Genomic DNA, 16,845 nt, shown 5'->3' with positions numbered 1-16,845 from the left:
CCGGCCGCGGCAAAGGGGCGACGCGGTGTGTGAACCCCTTGCGCAAGCGGTGACCGCAGCCGAGATCCGACCGGCCCCCTACCATCGGCGCCCGGTTCGCGACAATGCTTTACCGCCGGCCGAAACCTTCGACACGTCCCGGGCGCCGACGCGACGCTGACGGTCGTAAGGGAAACCCCGCCGGACGGATGACGAATGACTCGCCCTGCCCCACGATCCACCGCGACCGTCCCGCACCAAGGGACGCGCCCCGATCCCGAACGGGCCGCGGACCTGGCCGAGTTCATCGTGACCCTGAACCAGTACCGCCTCTGGGCCGGCGCACCGTCCTACCGTGCGCTGGCCAGGCGGGTCGGACCGCTGCTCAGGTCCGCGCAGGCGGTGTCCCAGTCGACGATCGGTGACGTGTTCCAGACGCGCCGCAGGCGCCTGGACGTCGACCTCGTGGTCGGCATCGTACGCGCGCTCGGAGCCGACGAGACGACGGTGGACCGCTGGCGTTCGGCCTGCGTGGCCGTGCAGGCGGCGGCCAAGGACGGCGGTCCGGCGGGCGTGTTCAGGCAGTTGCCCCGCGTCCCGTCCGGGTGCACGGGCCGGGAGCGGGAACTCGCCGCGATCCTGCGGGCGGCGGCCTCCCCGGTGGGCAGCACCGCCGCACACACGGCCGCGGTGCTGTCGATCGAGGGGATGGGCGGGGTCGGCAAGACCCATCTGGCCCTGCGGGCCGCCCACACGCTGGTGCGAGCCGGACGGTTCCCCGACGCCCAGCTCTACGTGGACCTGCGCGGCGTCGACCCGGAGCGTGCGCCCGCCGCGCCGGCCGACGTACTGGGCGGGTTCCTGCGCGCCCTCGGAGTGCCGGGCCGGCACGTACCGGACGGGCAGGACGCGCGCGCCGCGATGTTCCGCGACCGCCTCCACGGCAAGGAAGCGCTGCTCCTGCTGGACAACGCGGCCGACGAGACGCAGGTTCGCGACCTGATCCCGTCCGGCCCCGACTGCCTCGTCCTCATCACCAGCCGGCGCAGCCTGGCGGGTCTCGACGGGCTCGACCCGCACGGACTCGACACGTTGCCGGTACCTGACGCGGTGGACCTGCTCGCGACCGTCGCCGGCCCCGGCCGGATCGCCGCGGATCCCCGCGCCGCCGCCCACGTGGCCCGCCTGTGCGGCGGGCTGCCGCTCGCCGTCGCCCTTGCCGGAGCACGGTTACGGGCGAGGCCCGCGTGGACCGTCGCCGACCTCGCCGAGCACCTGAGAACCGGCGGGGTGGACGCGGTCAGCGCCGGGGGACGGGCCCTGCGGCCGGTCCTCGACGGCTCCTACGCGGGCCTGCCCGACCCGGCCCGCAGGATGTTCCGCCTGCTCGGACTGCACCCGAACGGCGGCATCACCCCGCGGACGGCCGCCGTCCTCGCCCGCACCGACTGCGCGGCGGCCCGCCGCCTGCTGGAGCGTCTGCAGGACGAGCACCTGGTACGCCAGGAAGCCGCGGGCCACTACAGCCTGCACCTACTGCTGCGTGCCTACGCCGTCGGCCTCGCGCGGGAGCGCCCCGAGGAAGCGGATGCCGCGCGTGCGCGAATGCTGGCGTTCTCCCTGTACGGAGCCCTGTACGCCGGCGGACCCCTGACGGCGCCCGCCGACGCCCACCCCTACCCGGCCGCGTACGCCACGAAGGCCGCCCACGCGGCCGGACCGACCCGCAGTGTCGGCCCGTCGCCTGCGGTTTTCGAGTCGCGTACGTAGATGGCGTCCGGCGTGGCGGCGACCTCGACGCAGTTACCGCCTCCCGAGCCGCTGTAGCTGCTCTTGCACCAGGTCAGGTCGGTAGTCTGCTGGTTGGTGCTCATGGCTCCCCTGCGATGCAGAAGGGTGTCGGTCCTAGCTCGCGGTGTGCGCCACGAAGGCCGCCCACTGTGCCCGGTCGACGCGCAGTATGGGTCCGTTGCCTGCGGTCTTTGAGTCGCGTACGTAGATGGCGTTCGGTGTGGTGGCGACCTCGACGCAGTCGCCGCCGTTCGTCCCGCTGTAGCTGCTCTTGAACCAGGCCAGGTCAGCGGTCTGAGTAGTCTGCTGGTCAGTGCTCATAGCTCCCCTGCCATGCGCTCGATGAGACGACAGGACTCCTCGGTACTGAGGGCCTGCGTCCGCAGCATCCCATACCTCAGCCAGAATTCGCTGACCTCGTCATCGTCGGACCTGACCGTCACCACACCCTGCGCGTCGACGTAGACGTGGCGCCGGCGATCCCTCGACTCCAGCAGCACCATGGGTCCGTTGAGTCCGCTGTGGGCACCCCGCGCGGTGGGCATGACCTGCAGTTCGACATTGCGCATCCTTGAGCATGCCAGCAGGCGCTCCAACTGCTCGCGCACCACTGCCTTGCTACCGACCGCTCGTCGCAGGGCGTCCTCCTCCACGACGAACACGAACACCGTGCGTGGGCTCTTGCGGGACAGCAGGGCCTGTCGTGCCAGACGCGCCGCGACCCGCTGCTCGATGACCTCCTCGTCCAGTGGCGGGAAGTGCGCGTCGAGCAAAGCCTGCGCGTAGGCCTCGGTTTGCAGCAGCCCGGGAACGAGCAACGGATCGTACGAGAACCTGCTCAGCGCCTCGGCCTCCAGCAACGCCACGTTGCGAAAGAACCTCGGCAGCTTCGCCCGGTCCACCTCGTCCTGGAGGACGTCCAGGACGCCGCCGGCCTGCAGCACCCGCTCGGCCGCGGCCGTGAACACCGCCTTCGCCGGGCGCCTGCCCTGTTCGACGGACGCCACCTGCTCCAGCGAGTAGCCGATCGCGTCGCCGAGTTGCTGCTGGCTCAACCCGGCGCGCTTGCGCACGTGCTGGAGCAGTACGCCGTACGCCGACCACACGCCCGGCAGGTCGGGCCCCTCCTCCTTCGTCCGCGCCGTGCGCCCCGCCGCCCGCGTGTCCCGCGCGTCCCGCGTGCCGTGCCCGTCCCGTGCCGTCCTCACGATCCCACGCCCCTTTCGTCCCATCACCGCAACCGCCGCCGGGCCATGTCCAACGCGACGCGGAGGAACGGGGACACGCCGCGGGACCCGTACAACGGCCGTACGAGACCCGTACGACCAAGGTCGCGCCCGGTCGTTCTCCCCGTACGAGCCGCCCGGCGTACGGGCATCGCACCTGGTCAGCCGCTCATTGCCCGTACGACGCTGACGAAGTGACACAGCATCAGACGACCGATCAGGCGGCGCAGCCCATCGTCCCCACCGCTCACCTGGCCACGCTCTTCAGCAGCACCAATCGCGGTGCGCACCTCGCACGCCGGTTCGCCGTGCGGCAGTTCACGCGGTGGACCGGCCTGCCGGACGACTCCGATCCGGTGCGCGCCGTCGCCCTCGTCACGGCCGAGCTGGCGTCGAACGCGGTCCGCCACGGGCACCTGCCCGGCCGGGATTTCCGGCTGGGACTGTTCCTGCTGGCCGACGGCCTGCGGATCGAGGTCACGGACACCCGGCCCGAGCGGCTGCCGCCGCTCGCGACGCCGCCGGGCGGCGAGGGGACGTCCGGCCGCGGGCTGCTCCTCGTACAGGCCTACGCCGACCGCTGGGGCTGCCGGGTCGACGACGCACTCACGAAGACGGTGTGGGCGCGGATCCGCACCCAGGAGGGCGAACCGGCGACGTGACGGTGCTCGTCACGCCCCGATGTCCATGCGGGCGACCGCCTCGGTCAGCTCCGCCCGGAACTCCGGTCGGCGGGCGACCAGTTGGGCCGCGCCGGACGAGGCGGGGTGCGCCAGCACGAGGGAGACAGCCCGCGCCGGGTCGCACGAGGAGGTGCCGAGGAACTCGCGGACGAGGGCGGCGGCCACCGCCGTCGAGGTCTGCCGTTCCGCCAGGTGGCCGAGCAGCGCGTCGAGGCCGCCCGCCGCGTACACCTCCCGGCAGGTGCCGATCCAGTGCGCGGACCAGCGGCGGTGCATGGCCCGCGCGTCGGTCGAGGCGGTAGCCGAGGCGGTACGGAAGACGGGCTCCAGTGCGGCTCGCAGCCGGGCGAGCAGCGCCTCCGGATCACCGGCCAGGGAGGGGTACTCGGCCGCGAAGTGCCGCCACTCCCAGGCGGGGTGCATGTCCGACGTCATGTCGAGCGTCAGAGGGTTCGCGGCGTAGTAGGGGTCGGCGGCGACGAACGCCGCGCCCAGCGTCCCGTAGTCGAGCTCGTCCAGCTCGCGGTGCTCGGCCAGGAGCACGGCGTCGTAGAGGTCCTTGCCCTGCGGGTGCATGTCGGTGACCAGCCAGACGAGCTTCCAGGCCAGGCACAGCGCCGGCGTGGCGGCGAGCAGCCGTGAGCCGCCGAAGGACACCTCGCGCGGCGGCACCGGCAGCGATTCGTTGAAGACGAAGTCGAGCTGGACGACGCCGCCCGGGGTCGTGTCGCAGGTCCAGGGCAGCACCAGCCGGCGGCCGGGCACGCGATCGTACGTCCAGATGTCCTCGCTGACCGCGTCCCCGGCGTCGAAACGGATGACCGGTTGTTCCGCGGGCGCGGGCGCGGACCCGGTGGTGGCGCGCGCCGCCGAGGCCGCCCGGTCCGCGGCCCGCGCGATGCCGTCCAGCATGGCCGCGGTGCGCTCCTCCTCGATCCGCCACCGCTCGGGTACGACGACGAAGTCCAGGTCGGCGGGTTCGCGCGCCGCCGCGCCGAACCACCGCGCGAGCAGCACACTGCCGCGCAGCACCAAGTGCTCCCGCCACCCCGAGTCCGCGACGGCGGCCAGCACGAGGTCCATCGCGGTGCGGCGCGCCGGCGACCACCGGGCGCGGGCCGCCGGATCGGCGAAGTCCGGGTCGCTCGCCCGGTAGGCGTTGCGGTGGTGCTTGAGCGCGGGGTCGAACAGGGGCTGCTGGACGGCGGATTCGTCGTCGATGCGGCGCAAGGTGAGCGGCAGGCCGCGCCGGGCCAGCTCCGCCTCGCCCAAGGGCGAGCGCGGCATCTCTTCGCGCCGCACGCCCAAGTGCTCCCAGCTCTCGGTCACCGCTGCCCCGCCTCCGCCCATCCGTCCCCGACCCGTCCGTCCCCGACCCGTCCGTCCCCGACCCGTCCGTCCCCGATCCATCCGTCGTCGACGGACGTGTCGCTGTCGTGGACCACGAACTCCTGCTCGATCTCGGTGATCTCGACCCGCAGCCGTGTCACGGCCCGCCTCAGCGCCGCCAGCCGCTCGCGGGCCGTCGGGAGTCCGACGCCGTAGCAGCGCTGCGTGACGAACCGCTCCTCGCGGCGGTCGTCGCCGGCCAGCGTCCGCCGGGCGTTCCACGACAGGTGCGCGCCGTGGGCGACGGCCGTCGCGGTGAGCGCGCGCAGGCGCGCGGCGGCGTCGGGACCGGCCGGGTCCAGCCGCACCTTCAGGTGGTGCTCGAAGTACCGCTCGCCCGCGCCTTCCTGGCCGCCGGCGGGGCCGGCCGGCTGCCGCGCCTGCTCGTCGGAGCGAGGTACCAGCGGCGCCCACGGGGCGACCTCGATCTTCACCCGCACCGGTACGAAGCCCGCGTCCCGCAGCGCCGCGCAGGCCCGGCGGCAGGCGCCGAACTGCTCCTCGTACGACCCGCCGCCGCGCAGTGTCAGCATCGGCTGCGAGGGCGTGCGCCCCCGGGCCAGCACGATGTGCGTGAACTTCCAGCCGCGTGCCGCCGACCACCGCTCCAGCCGGGCGGCCGGAGCGGCTCCGTCGTCGTCGCAGCGCACGGTGATGTGCGCCTCGAACTCGCCCGTTTTCACGGTGGGATCATGCCAAGCGCACCCGCGGCGGGGGAAACGACTTTGCGGTCCGCGCCCTCGTCAGGAGGTCGAAGGCGTCCACAGGGCCGCGTGGGAAGGGCCGTTCGAGCTGTACGGGTCGAGTGGTGGGGTGGCCGCCTCACCGGCCACCGCGCCCTGTGCGTCGATCGCCGCCGCCCCCGAGTTGAGGCCGCCGAGCGAGGGCAGCAGCGTGAAGTCGGCCGTGTCGGTGCGGTAGGTGAAGGCGAAGGAGTTCGCGGCGAACTGGTCGCCGACCGCCACGTTCCCCCTGACCGCCAGCGGCTGGGTCACGCCACGGGAGCCGACTTCGGAGAGGGTGCCGGTCCGCAGGTCGTAGGCCCACCCGGCCTCGCCGTCCCAGCCCACCACGTGGCGGCCGGACACCGAGAGGGGGACGAAGACGCCGTTGCCCAGGTCGGTCCACACGCCGGTGCCGACGTCGTACGCGAACCCGCACGGCCTGGCACCCCCGCCGTTCACCGGCGCGCCGTACGTGCCCACGACGGTCCGGCCGGACACGGCGGTGATCCTGCTGTAGGTGCCCCCGTTGGTGCCGATGTCGGTCGTGGTGCCCGTGACCAGGTCGTGGACGAAGCCGTGGGTGGCGGCCGCCGGCTGTCCGGGGACGGACGAGTTGCCCACGACGTACCGTCCCCCGGTGATCCCGACGGCCTGACTCGTGCCACCGGGACCGGCGAGGCTGCCGAGATCGGTCATGGCGCGGGTGCGCAACGAGTAGGCGAAGGCGTGGGTGGCCGCGTCGCCGGCGGTGGAGGCGCTGCCCACGACGGTGCGGCCGTCGAAAGCGGCGACCGTGCTGGTGGCGCCGCCGAGGGTGCCGATGTCCGTCATCGTGTGCCCGCGCAGGTCGCGGACGAAGCCGTGGGTCGCCGCGTCACCCGCGGTGGTGGAGTCCCCGGCGACGTAGCGGCCGTGGACGGCGACGGCCGTGCTGTACGTGCCGCCGAGGCTGCCCAGGTCGGTCAGCCGGCCGCTGCCGCGGTCGTAGGCGAAGGCATGGGTGTCGTCGCCCGCGGTGCCGGAGTCGCCGACGACGGTCGCGGCGTCCAGCGCGGTGGCCCGGCTGGTGGAGCCGCCGAGCGTGCCCAGGTCCTGGACGGTCCAGCCGGCCGGTGCCGCCGCCGGGGCCCGGCCGGGCGGCGGTGGCGCCGCGTCGGCCGGGCCCGCGGACAGCCCGACGAGGGCGCAGGTGAGGAACACCGGCGACACCAAAGCGGCGGCACGCGCCGGACGTAACGACCTCAAGGGCCTCAAGGACTTCACGATCCCCCCAGCGGTGTTGGCGGCCCCGCGCCGGTCCGTCCCGCACGCGCGGCCGTTGCACCACCTTCCTACGCCGCCGACCGCGGCGGCGCGGGCGGGCCGCCCGTATCTGGGCCTTTTGCCGGACGGCCGTCTGCGGCAGACGGCCCTGCCCGCCTCGGTCCGCGTGGCCGCGGGGAGCGGACCTCACGCGCGCCCGGCGCCTCAGAAGCCGAGCGACCGGGCGGCCCCGCCGGACCTCGGGCCCCGGGCCCCGTGGTCCGGCGGGGGGCGCATCGCGGCGCGGCCGGCCACGGAGAGGCAGAACAGGCGCAGACTGTCCTCGGCCCCGTTCTCGTACCGCTTGACCGCCTTGCCGAGCGGGTTCCACACCCGGCCGTCGGGAGTGATGACGCCGAACGGCTGCCCGAACATGGCGCGCTGGTCGGCGCCGAAATCCACCCACGCCGCCGCGGCCGCCCCGACGAGTACCTGGCCGGTGTAGGCGCCGAAGCCGAGCAGGACCTCCCGCGCCGGGGCGCCGGAGCCGTCCGTCCGCCGCATGCCGTCGATGATCCGGTCGACCAGCGTCAGGCTGCCCGGCAGGTAGTCGAGCCGGATACCGGCCCTGGCCCGCACCATCGCCACGACGCCGGCCGCGAGACGGGGGCCGAGCACGGTCGCCGGCGCGTCGCTCACCATGTGCTCGGCCATCGCGTTCTCCTGACTCGTCCCACCGCGTCCACACGGCTCGAACCCAGAAGCGCGGGCCACCGGAAAAGCGTTACGCCGGCCGCGTCGCCACCCGCCCCGCGCCTCGAGCCGATCGCGCGGTCCGGCGCGGCCCGCGGCGCGGCGACCGGCGCGGCATCCAGCGCGGCATCCAGCGCGGAATTCGATGCGGCAACCGCCGGGAATACCCGTCCTTAGGCAGAAATATGGTGCGTGTCGCGACCAGTCGGCGGCCTCTTGTAAGGTGCGCCGCCGTGCACACCACATCCGAACCCGAGGCGACGCCCGGCGCCCGCCGCAGCCGCGCCGATGGCGGCCGCGCCGCCACCGCGCCGGTGTTCCTCGACGCCTCGGGCCGACGGCAGCGGCGGGTACGGCGGGCGGGCCGGATCCTGGTCGTGCCGGCCGCCGGCTACATCGCGCTGCTGCTCAGCTCGGCCCTGGGCGGCCCCACCGTGGACTCGCCGTACCTTCCGCTGCCCGAGGCGGGGAGCCACCATTCCGGCGGCCACTCCGGCGGCGGCCACTCCACCGGACACTCCCCGGGCCGCACGACGGGAACCGGCAAGGGCCCCGGCGGCGCCACGGGCGGCACGCCGCGCGGCTCCGCGAGCGCGGCTCCCGGCCCGGCGACCGGCGGCGCCGCCCCCACGGCGGCGGCCACCGCGCCCACCGCCTCCGGACTCTCGCCGTCGCCGTCGCTGCCGCCCACCTCCGCACCGGCCACGACCGCCACGGCCTCGCCCACCCCCACCGTCACCCACGGCAAGAGCGCGAGCCACCCCACACCCTCCCCCCAGCCCACCCACACCGGCCGCGGCCACGCGTGAGCCCGGACGACCGCCGTGAAGGAACCCGCACGATGACCTCCGCGTCCGCCGGCCCGCGGCAGGCAGCGCGCTCCAGAAGGCGCCACGGCACGGTCCGCAACCGCCCTCTGCGCACCCACTGGCTGCTGCTGACCACCCTGCTGCTCACCCTCGCCGCCGCGCTGCTGCTGCAGGGCTACACCCAGCACATGTTCGGGATCAGCGACGACTCGGCGGGCTCCGGCGGCGGCCCGGCCGGCCAGGTCCCGCCCGCGGTCGCGCTCGGCGGCCCGGTGATCGACAGCGCCTCCGTACCGGCCCGCACCGCCCGGCCCCGGGAGCGTACGGTCGCGCTGACCTTCGACGACGGCCCGGACCCGGCTTGGACCCCGAAGATCCTCGACGTGCTGCGCCGCCACCACGTGCACGCCACCTTCTTCGTCGTCGGCACGCAGGTGGCCGCCCATCCGGGCCTGGTGCGGCGGATCCTCGCCGACGGCAACGAGATCGGCCTGCACACCTTCACCCACGCCGACCTCGGTTCGATCCCCGCCTGGCAGCGCCGGCTCGAACTGCGGGAGGCCCAGCTCGCGGTGGCCGGAGCCACCGGCCGGACCACGTCGCTGCTGCGCCCGCCGTACTCCTCGGTCAACGACGCCCTCACCGACAAGGACTGGACCGCCGTCCGCTCGGCCGGCGCCGCCGGCTACCTGACGGTGCTGTCCACCCTCGACAGCGACGACTGGAAGCGGCCGGGCGCCGACCGGATCCTCGCCGACGCGACCCCCCGCGGGACCGCCGGGCAGATCCTGCTCATGCACGACGCCGGCGGTGACCGCTCCCAGACCGTCGCCGCCCTGGACCGGCTGCTGCCGCGGCTGGCCGCCCGCGGCATGCGTGTCACCACCGTCTCGGACGCGGTCGGCATCCGCGGGCCGATGACCCGTGCCTCGGCGGGCGACCGCTGGCTGGGCCGCGGCCTGCTCGCGGCGATGACGGGAAGCGCCTGGACGCTGCGGATCATCGGCTGGCTGATGTACGCGGCGGGGGCGCTGGCGGTCCTGCGCGCCGTGGCCGTGCTGGTGGCCGCCCGCCGCCACGTACGCAGGCGGGGCCGCGGCTGGGGGCCGCCGGTGACCGAACCGGTCAGCGTGATCGTGCCCGCGTACAACGAGAGCGCCGGCATCGAGGCCGCGGTGCGTTCCCTGCTCGCCTCCGACCACCCGGTCGAGATCGTGGTCGTCGACGACGGCTCCACCGACGGCACCGCCGACCTCGTCGAGTCGCTGGGCCTGCCGGGCGTGCGCGTCGTCCGCCAGGCCAACGCCGGAAAACCCGCCGCCCTCAACACCGGCATCGCGGCGGCCTCCTGCGACCTGCTGGTGATGGTCGACGGCGACACGGTCTTCGAACCCGGGACCGTCCGCACCCTCGTCCAGCCCTTCGCCGACCCGCGCGTGGGCGCCGTCTCCGGCAACGCCAAGGTCGTCAACCGCGGCGGCCTGCTCGGCCGCTGGCAGCACATCGAGTACGTCGTCGGCTTCAACCTCGACCGCCGCCTGTTCGACCTCGGCCAGTGCATGCCCACCGTGCCCGGCGCGGTCGGCGGCTTCCGCCGTGCCGCCCTCGTCCGGGTCGGCGGCGTCAGCGACGCCACCCTCGCCGAGGACACCGACCTGACCATGGCCATCTGCCGCGACGGCTGGCGCGTGGTCTACGAGGAGAACGCCGTCGCCTGGACCGAGGCCCCCGCCTCCCTGGGCGCCCTGTGGCGGCAGCGCTACCGGTGGTGCTACGGCACCCTGCAGGCGATGTGGAAGCACCGCGGCGCCTTCTGGCGGCGCGGCGCGGCCGGGAAGCTCGGCCGGCGGGGGCTGACGTACCTGCTGCTGTTCCAGGTCCTGCTGCCGCTGCTGGCGCCGGTGGTCGACCTCTTCGCCGTCTACGGCCTGGTCTTCCTCGACCCGGTGCGCGTCGCGGCCCTGTGGCTCGGCTTCCTCGCCGTCCAGGCGCTGATGGGCCTGTACGCCTTCCGGCTCGACGGGGAGAGCCCGCGTCCGCTGTGGACGCTGCCGCTGCAGCAGTTCGTCTACCGGCAGCTCATGTACCTGGTCGTGATCCAGTCGGTGGTCACGGCCGTGGCCGGGAACCGGCTGCGGTGGCAGCGCATGGAACGCTACGGCAGCCTGTCCGTACCCGCGCCCGCGTCTGCTCCCGCCCCAACGCCCGCCGCCCCCGGCCCGGTGGCCTCGCCGACCCACGAGGTGTACGCGGGAGGCACCGGCGCGGCGGACCCGTACTTCGGCGGCGGCGCGGACGGCTCGTACTACGACCCCCGCGCGGACGGCCCGTACTACGACGGCGGGCCCGCGAACTCCCCGTACTTCGGCGGCGGGGCCCCGGACCGCCGGCCCTACGGTCCCGCGGCCGACCGGGACAGCGGCGACCGCTGGTGACGGGCGTCCCGCCGCGCCGCACGACCGGCGCCGGACGCCCCCGTCCGCCGGAAGCCGGTGGCCGGCCGACCGCTCACGCGGGCATGGCCAGCAGCCGGCTCATCGCGGCCGGCGCCGAGGGCGTGACCGTGTAGTACACCCACGTCCCGCGCCGCTCGGAGGTCAGCAGCCCGGCCTCGCGCAGCTTCCTCAGGTGGTGGGAGACGGTCGGCTGGGAGACGCCGACGTCCTGGATGTCGCAGACGCACGCCTCCCCGCCCGGACGGGAGGCGATCCTGGAGAACAGGCGCAGCCGGACCGGGTCGGACAGGGCCTTGAACATCGCGGCCATCTTCTCCGAGTCGGCCACCGACAGCTCCCCGGAGGTGATCGGCGGGCAGCACGGCACGGCCGGCTCGTCCTGGAGGACCGGCAGCGCGGCCGTGGGTGACTTCGACATACGTCTATGTTGACACTCGTCGATGTGTGCGGCAACCTTCGCTGTATAGACAAGCGTCGAAGCAGCGTCGGGGCCCACCCGGGCGCATCGGAGAGGGGCACCGCCATGTCGTCACCCGCCACCACCGGCCTTCCGGTCGTCGTGATCGGCGCCGGCCCGGTCGGACTCGCCGCGGCGGCCCATCTGACCGGGCACGGCCTGGACGTCGTGGTGCTGGAGCGCGGTCCGGCCGCCGCCGACTCCGTACGCCGATGGGGACACGTGCGGCTGTTCTCCACCTGGGCCGAACTGACCGACCCCGCCGCCGAGAAGCTGCTCGCCCCCACCGGGTGGGCCAAGCCGGACCCCGGCACGTACCCGACCGGGGCCGACTGGGTGGAGCGCTACCTGCGGCCGCTCGCCGGCGTACTCGGCGACGCCGTGCGGTACGGCGCCACCGTCACCGGGGTCTCCCGCCTGGGCCGGGACCGGATCGTGGACGCCGACCGGGCCGGCGTGCCCTTCACCGTCGACCACACCACCGCCGACGGCGCCGAGCACCGCGTCCTGGCCCGTGCCGTCATCGACGCCTCCGGCACCTTCACCCTGCCCTCGCCCGCCGGCGGCAACGGCCTGCCGGCCCTGGGGGAGCGCGCCGCCGCCGACCGTGTGACCTACCGCGTCCCGGACCTGGCGGACCGTGCCGTACGCGCCCGGTACGCGGGCCGCCGCACCGCCGTCATCGGATCCGGCGCCTCGGCGTTCACCGCCCTGGCCGCGCTGGCCGACCTGGCCGGGCGGGAGCCCGGCACGCACGCGGTGTGGGTGCTGCGCCGCGGCATCTCCGGCGCCACCTTCGGGGGCGGCAGCGCCGACCAGCTCCCCGCGCGCGGCGCCCTCGGGCTGGCGGCCAAGGCCGCCGTCGACGAAGGACACGCCGACGCCGTCACCGGCTTCCGCACCGCCGCCGTCGAACGCGACGAGGCCGGGCGCCTGGTCCTGGTGGGCGACGACGGCACGCGGCTCGACCCCGTCGACGAGGCGATCGTGCTGACCGGCCTGCGGCCCGACCTGTCCTTCCTCACCGAAGTGCGGCTCGGCCTGGACGACCGCCTCCAGGCGCCGCACGCCCTCGCCGGCGGGATCGACCCCAACCAGCACTCCTGCGGCAGCGTCCGCCCGCACGGCCACCGCGAACTCGCCCACCCCGAGCCCGGTTTCTACCTGGTCGGCATGAAGTCCTACGGCCGCGCCCCCACGTTCCTCGCCATGACCGGCTACGAACAGGCGCGTTCGGTGGCCGCGGCCCTCGCCGGCGACCTGGAGGCCGCCGACCGCGTCGAACTCACCCTTCCCGAAACGGGGGTGTGCGGCGGCTCCGGCCTCTTCGACGCCCCCGGCGGCCAGGCGGCCGGCGGCTGCTGCACCCCGGCCCCGCAACCGGTCCGGATCGGCATCGGCCCCGCCGCCGCCGTCGACATCGGCGGGGCGGGCGAGCCGTCCGGGGGCTGCTGCGGCTGACCCCTCCGGCGGGAGGCGCCGGCCGCCTCGCAGCGCCGGGACCCGCTACGAGGTGGCCCGGCCCAGGTAGGTCAGCACACCCGCGTCGGGCACGGCGATCTCGTGGAAGCCGAGCCGGTCGTAGAAGGCGCGGGCGCGGGTGTTGACGGTGACCATTCCCAGGTGCACCGCCGGCACCCCGCGTGCCGCGAGCGCCGCGAGGAACGTCTCCATCAGCGCCCGCCCCAGCCCCGCGCCCTGGAAGTCCGGCAGCAGGTCGATGTGCAGGTGCGCGGGATAGCCGGCCAGCGCCGGTACGACCATGCGCTCCGGGGCGTGCAGCAGACCGGCCATCACCTCGGCGGGGCCGGCCGGTTCGCCCTCGGGCGCGGGCCACCGGTCCGCGACGCGCGGCAGCCACTCCTCCCGGAACCGCCGCGCGAACCCCGCGGTGTCACCGGTCCCCAGGCTGTAGCCCACCGCCTGCCCGTGCCCGTCGTCGACCACGAACGTCAGCTCCGGCTCCAGCACCGCGTACGGCGCCGCGAAGATCGCCCCGAGCAACTCGTGGTCGCGCGGCGCGTAGTTCGGTGTCGCGTCCTCGCCCGCCTCTGCCGTGCGCAGGCAGATGTCGTACAGCGCGGGCAGGTCGCCGGGCCGGTACGGTCGTACGGTCGCGGTGGTCGTCCGGCTCATCGCCGTACTCCTCCCATGGTCGTGTCGTCGTCGGTCGGGCCGTCGCCGGCCAGCGGTTCGAAGGTGAAGGCGAACGCGGCCGGGGCCGCCGTCAGCCGGTACGCGGGCAGCACCCCCGGGCCGCAGGCGGCCGTGCCCACGCCGTGCAGGGCGTGGTCCAGGTGCAGCCACACCGTGCGCGACCGCGCCAGCTCGTGGGTGTGCTCCGCCGCGTCCAGGGCCTGGGTGCTCCAGGGCCGCGCGGTGAACCAGAACGGCGGGTCGCCCTCGACCCGCAGCCCTGCGCCGTCCTCGCGGCGCAGTTCGGCCCAGCGCACGTCGGCCCGCGCCCCGTTCTCCTGCGGGCGCACGTACGGCGTCTGCAGCGCGTCGAGCGTCGACGTCCAGTGCCCGATCCGGGACGCCGCCCGGGTGTCCGGGTACGCCTCGCCGGGCCCGCCGCCGTACCACTCGACCGAGGACAGCTGCGGGCAGACGCCCAGCCGTATCCCCAGCCGGGGCAGGGGCAGCCGCCAGTCGCCCTCGGGGGCGACCTCCACGGCAAGGCGGAGCCGGGCGCCGGTGGCCGACCAGGAGTAGACGGTACGCAGGCCCAGGTCGGAGGCGGCGGGGGCGACGCGGGTGACGACGGTGAGGGTGTCGCCGCCCGGGGTCACGCGCTCGACGCGGTGCCGCATGCGGTGCAGGCCCAGCCCCCGCCACTGGCGGTCGAGTTGGCCCTCGGGGTACCAGGGGGCGCCCCGGTCGTTGTCGACCGGCGCGCGCCACACGTCGAGCGCCAGGTCGTCCACCTTCAGGCCGCCGAAGTACTTCAGCGCGCCGCTCGCCGCGTCGAAGGTGCCGGGACCGAGGACGATCATGCCGCCCTCGACGCGGCGCGGGCTGTGCGGGGCGCCCCCGGTCGCCCGCGAAACGGCCCGGGCGCCGGGCCCGGGCGCCGCCGCGAACTGCGTCCAGGCGACCTCGTGCCCGGAGGGCGCCCAGGCGGTGTCCTCGGCCAGCACCGCGCGCACCGTCCAGAACGCCTCACCGCTCCCCGTGGTCCGTGGCATCAGCGGCAGTTCCACCACCGCGCTGCGCCCGGGCCCGAGTTCGGGCACCTCCAGCCGGCCGGCGTCGCTCAACTCGCCGGCCACCTCGTACACCCAGCGGAAGGACAGCCCGGACAGGTCGGTGAAGTCGTAGAGGTTGGTGACGGTCACCGTGCCCCCGGCCGCGTCGCCCTCGATCCGCACCGGCTCGACGACCTTCTTGTACTCGACCAGGCCGGGGGAGGGGGTGCGGTCGGGGAAGACCAGCCCGTCGCAGACGAAGTTCCCGTCGTGCAGCTCCTCGCCGAAGTCGCCGCCGTAGGCGAAGTACCGCGTGCCGTCCGCGGCGCGCCGGCGCAGCCCGTGGTCGATCCACTCCCAGACGAAACCGCCCTGGCAGCGCTCGTACGTCTCGAAGATCCGCTGGTACTCCGGCAGGCCGCCGGGGCCGTTGCCCATGGCGTGCGCGTACTCGCACAGCACGAACGGCATCGCCCGGCGCCGCCTGTCCAGGCCGGCGTCGGCCAGCGGCGGTTCCTCGCGCCGGCCGATCAGCTCGGTCTCGGCGTGGTCGGCGTACATCCGCGAGTACACGTCAACGTCCGCGCAGGACGGGTCGCCCTCGTAGTGGATCGGCCGGGCCGGGTCGCGCTCGCGCATCCAGTCGGCCATCGCGGACAGGCCGCGTCCGGTGCCGCACTCGTTGCCCAGCGACCACATGATCACCGACGGGTGGTTCTTGTCCCGCTCGACCATGCGGGCCGCCCGGTCCAGCAGGGCCGGCGTCCACCGCTCGTCGTCGACGGGGTTGCCCCGCCAGCCGGCCTCCTGGAAGCCGTGCGTCTCCAGGTCGCACTCGTCGACCACCCACAGGCCCAGCTCGTCGCACAGGTCCAGGAAGGCCGGGTGCGGCGGGTAGTGGCTGGTGCGGACCGCGTTGATGTTGTGCCGCTTCATCAGCAGCAGGTCCCGGCGCATGGTCTCGCCGTCCACCACCCGGCCGTGGTCGGGGTCGAACTCGTGCCGGTTCACGCCGCGCAGCAGGATCCGGCGGCCGTTGACCTTCAGCACCCCGTCCTCGACGGCGACCGTGCGAAAGCCGATCCGCAGCGGTATCCGCTCGCCCTCGGTGGCCAGTTCGGCGTCGTACAGCCGCGGCCGCTCCGCCGACCACGGCTGCACGGGCACGACGGCCGGCTCACCGGTCGGGATGTCCAGACCCAGTTCGGGCACGCTGATCGTGCCGGCCGGCTCGCAGTCCACCCGCAGGGTGCCCAGGCCCGTGACGTCGTCGTAGCCGCAGTGCACGAAGAAGTCGGTGACCGCGCCCTCCGGCCGCTCGATCAGCGTGACGTCCCGGAAGATCCCGGGCAGCCACCACATGTCCTGGTCCTCCAGGTAGCTGCCCGAGGACCACTGGTGGACGCGCACCGCCAGGACGTTGCCGCGCGGCAGCAGCAGCTCGCCGACCTCGAACTCCACCGGCAGCCTGCTGCCCTTGAAGGTGCCCAGCTCGTGGCCGTTGAGCCAGACCCGCGCGCAGGAGTCCACCCCGTCGAAGCGCAGCACCGCCGCCCCGCCCGGCCAGTCGTCGGGCAGGTCGAAGGCGCGCAGGTGGTCACCGGTCGGGTTCTCGGTGGGCACCCGCGGCGGGTCGAGCGGAAAGGGGTAGCGGACGTTGGTGTACGCGGGGCGGCCGTGCCCCTGCAGCGGCCAGTGCGAGGGCACCGCGATCACGTCCCACCGCGAGGCGTCGTAACCGGGCCGCGCGAACGAGTCGTCCTCGGCCTGCGCGGTCGCCGACAGCCGGAACCGCCACGCGCCGCCCAGACCGACCCGCCGGGCGTCCGAGGTGCCCCACCACGCCCGCGGTGGGAGCGCTCCCGTGCTCGGCGAGACGTCCTCGTAATAGGGAAGCGTCCCGGACGGCGGCGCCTCGTGCATGGTGCGGCTCCTCGAAATGCGCGGTGTTCGCGTGCGGTTCTGGACGCGCGCGGTGCTCGTGCGCGCGGGGTGCGGGCGGGGACGCGGGCGCGCGCGTGGGACCGCGCGTCCGCGGGATCGATTCTGCTGAGGTGGGGGCGCGGATGCCAGATGTATTGATCACGGATTTGGCGCGCCGGACGCCTGCCCGGCCCCGAGGCAGCGCGCCGCGGCCGGTACGCGGC

The 16,845-nt window shown here is 74.7% G+C and carries 15 protein-coding genes; 5 read left to right on the top strand and 10 right to left on the bottom strand.

The genetic code is table 11. The annotated features are described in order from the left end of the window. Positions 1-195: 195 nt before the first annotated feature. Positions 196-1,749, top strand: a complete 1,554-nt coding sequence (locus K7G61_RS24245) for an NB-ARC domain-containing protein (protein ID WP_225849073.1) — start codon at positions 196-198, stop codon at positions 1,747-1,749. Here the strand turns inward: K7G61_RS24245 and K7G61_RS24240 are convergent. Genes K7G61_RS24240 through K7G61_RS24230 form a run of 3 tightly spaced genes read right to left on the bottom strand, consistent with a single transcriptional unit; the run spans position 1,656 to position 2,978 of the window. Further along, a complete protein-coding gene (locus K7G61_RS24240) occupies positions 1,656-1,853 on the bottom strand; it encodes a DUF397 domain-containing protein (RefSeq protein WP_225849072.1) in 198 nt (65 codons plus the stop codon). The genes K7G61_RS24245 and K7G61_RS24240 overlap by 94 nt on opposite strands. A gap of 31 nt (positions 1,854-1,884) precedes the next feature. Next, positions 1,885-2,091: a DUF397 domain-containing protein gene (locus K7G61_RS24235; RefSeq protein WP_225849071.1), complete on the bottom strand. Its 207-nt coding sequence runs from the start codon at positions 2,089-2,091 to the stop codon at positions 1,885-1,887. Next, a complete protein-coding gene (locus tag K7G61_RS24230; RefSeq protein WP_374204220.1) occupies positions 2,088-2,978 on the bottom strand; it encodes a helix-turn-helix transcriptional regulator in 891 nt (296 codons plus the stop codon). Before K7G61_RS24230 ends, K7G61_RS24235 begins: the two co-directional genes overlap by 4 nt. 212 nt (positions 2,979-3,190) lie before the next feature. On the opposite strand from K7G61_RS24230, the gene K7G61_RS24225 reads away from it, so the two are divergent. Further along, positions 3,191-3,658 carry an ATP-binding protein gene (locus tag K7G61_RS24225; protein ID WP_225849070.1) on the top strand — a complete coding sequence of 156 codons (468 nt, stop codon included), beginning with the start codon at positions 3,191-3,193 and terminating at the stop codon, positions 3,656-3,658. Positions 3,659-3,667: 9 nt separating this feature from the next. On the opposite strand, the gene K7G61_RS24220 is transcribed toward K7G61_RS24225, so the two are convergent. From K7G61_RS24220 to K7G61_RS24205, 4 genes are all read right to left on the bottom strand, one after another. Then, positions 3,668-5,008 (bottom strand): nucleotidyl transferase AbiEii/AbiGii toxin family protein, encoded by a 1,341-nt coding sequence (locus tag K7G61_RS24220; RefSeq protein WP_225849069.1) that lies wholly within the window; start codon positions 5,006-5,008, stop codon positions 3,668-3,670. Beyond that, positions 5,005-5,751, bottom strand: a complete 747-nt coding sequence (locus K7G61_RS24215) for a hypothetical protein (RefSeq protein WP_225849068.1) — start codon at positions 5,749-5,751, stop codon at positions 5,005-5,007. Before K7G61_RS24215 ends, K7G61_RS24220 begins: the two co-directional genes overlap by 4 nt. A 60-nt stretch (positions 5,752-5,811) precedes the next feature. Then, on the bottom strand, positions 5,812-6,993 hold the full coding sequence (locus K7G61_RS24210; protein ID WP_225849067.1) for a hypothetical protein: 1,182 nt from the start codon (positions 6,991-6,993) through the stop codon (positions 5,812-5,814). Positions 6,994-7,260: 267 nt separating this feature from the next. Further along, a complete protein-coding gene (locus K7G61_RS24205) occupies positions 7,261-7,749 on the bottom strand; it encodes a hypothetical protein (RefSeq protein WP_225849066.1) in 489 nt (162 codons plus the stop codon). Positions 7,750-8,021: 272 nt separating this feature from the next. Between K7G61_RS24205 and K7G61_RS24200 the strand changes: the two genes are divergently transcribed. Further along, the gene (locus tag K7G61_RS24200; RefSeq protein WP_225849065.1) at positions 8,022-8,597 is read left to right on the top strand and encodes a hypothetical protein; all 576 of its coding nucleotides are present in this window, start codon (positions 8,022-8,024) and stop codon (positions 8,595-8,597) included. 32 nt (positions 8,598-8,629) lie between these two features. Beyond that, positions 8,630-11,032, top strand: coding sequence for a bifunctional polysaccharide deacetylase/glycosyltransferase family 2 protein (locus tag K7G61_RS24195; protein ID WP_225849064.1), 2,403 nt, complete (start codon positions 8,630-8,632; stop codon positions 11,030-11,032). Between the two features lie 73 nt (positions 11,033-11,105). On the opposite strand, the gene K7G61_RS24190 is transcribed toward K7G61_RS24195, so the two are convergent. Continuing rightward, positions 11,106-11,471, bottom strand: a complete 366-nt coding sequence (locus K7G61_RS24190; RefSeq protein WP_225849063.1) for a helix-turn-helix transcriptional regulator — start codon at positions 11,469-11,471, stop codon at positions 11,106-11,108. Positions 11,472-11,576: 105 nt separating this feature from the next. Between K7G61_RS24190 and K7G61_RS24185 the strand changes: the two genes are divergently transcribed. Further along, complete coding sequence (locus tag K7G61_RS24185; protein WP_225849062.1) at positions 11,577-12,971, top strand: FAD-dependent oxidoreductase; 1,395 nt, start codon at positions 11,577-11,579, stop codon at positions 12,969-12,971. Between the two features lie 45 nt (positions 12,972-13,016). Here K7G61_RS24185 and K7G61_RS24180 read toward each other — a convergent pair whose 3' ends face one another. Beyond that, positions 13,017-13,646, bottom strand: a complete 630-nt coding sequence (locus K7G61_RS24180) for a GNAT family N-acetyltransferase (protein ID WP_225849061.1) — start codon at positions 13,644-13,646, stop codon at positions 13,017-13,019. Further along, the gene (locus tag K7G61_RS24175) at positions 13,643-16,621 is read right to left on the bottom strand and encodes a glycoside hydrolase family 2 TIM barrel-domain containing protein (protein ID WP_225849060.1); all 2,979 of its coding nucleotides are present in this window, start codon (positions 16,619-16,621) and stop codon (positions 13,643-13,645) included. The genes K7G61_RS24180 and K7G61_RS24175 overlap by 4 nt, the downstream gene beginning before the upstream one ends. Positions 16,622-16,845 lie beyond the last annotated feature (224 nt).

Source organism: Streptomyces sp. HPF1205, assembly GCF_020400825.1.
In the GTDB taxonomy this organism is placed as follows: domain Bacteria; phylum Actinomycetota; class Actinomycetes; order Streptomycetales; family Streptomycetaceae; genus Actinacidiphila.
Note: the sequence above shows the minus strand (reverse complement) of the source record. Positions and strands in the feature narration are given on the sequence as shown.

Coding starts and splice junctions, on each gene's coding strand:
- K7G61_RS24175 (WP_225849060.1), bottom strand. CDS start 16,621: ATGCACGAGGCGCCGCCGTCCGGGACGCTTCCCTATTACGAGGACGTC.
- K7G61_RS24205 (WP_225849066.1), bottom strand. CDS start 7,749: ATGGCCGAGCACATGGTGAGCGACGCGCCGGCGACCGTGCTCGGCCCC.
- K7G61_RS24235 (WP_225849071.1), bottom strand. CDS start 2,091: ATGAGCACTGACCAGCAGACTACTCAGACCGCTGACCTGGCCTGGTTC.
- K7G61_RS24180 (WP_225849061.1), bottom strand. CDS start 13,646: ATGAGCCGGACGACCACCGCGACCGTACGACCGTACCGGCCCGGCGAC.
- K7G61_RS24185 (WP_225849062.1), top strand. CDS start 11,577: ATGTCGTCACCCGCCACCACCGGCCTTCCGGTCGTCGTGATCGGCGCC.
- K7G61_RS24240 (WP_225849072.1), bottom strand. CDS start 1,853: ATGAGCACCAACCAGCAGACTACCGACCTGACCTGGTGCAAGAGCAGC.
- K7G61_RS24195 (WP_225849064.1), top strand. CDS start 8,630: ATGACCTCCGCGTCCGCCGGCCCGCGGCAGGCAGCGCGCTCCAGAAGG.
- K7G61_RS24190 (WP_225849063.1), bottom strand. CDS start 11,471: ATGTCGAAGTCACCCACGGCCGCGCTGCCGGTCCTCCAGGACGAGCCG.
- K7G61_RS24245 (WP_225849073.1), top strand. CDS start 196: ATGACTCGCCCTGCCCCACGATCCACCGCGACCGTCCCGCACCAAGGG.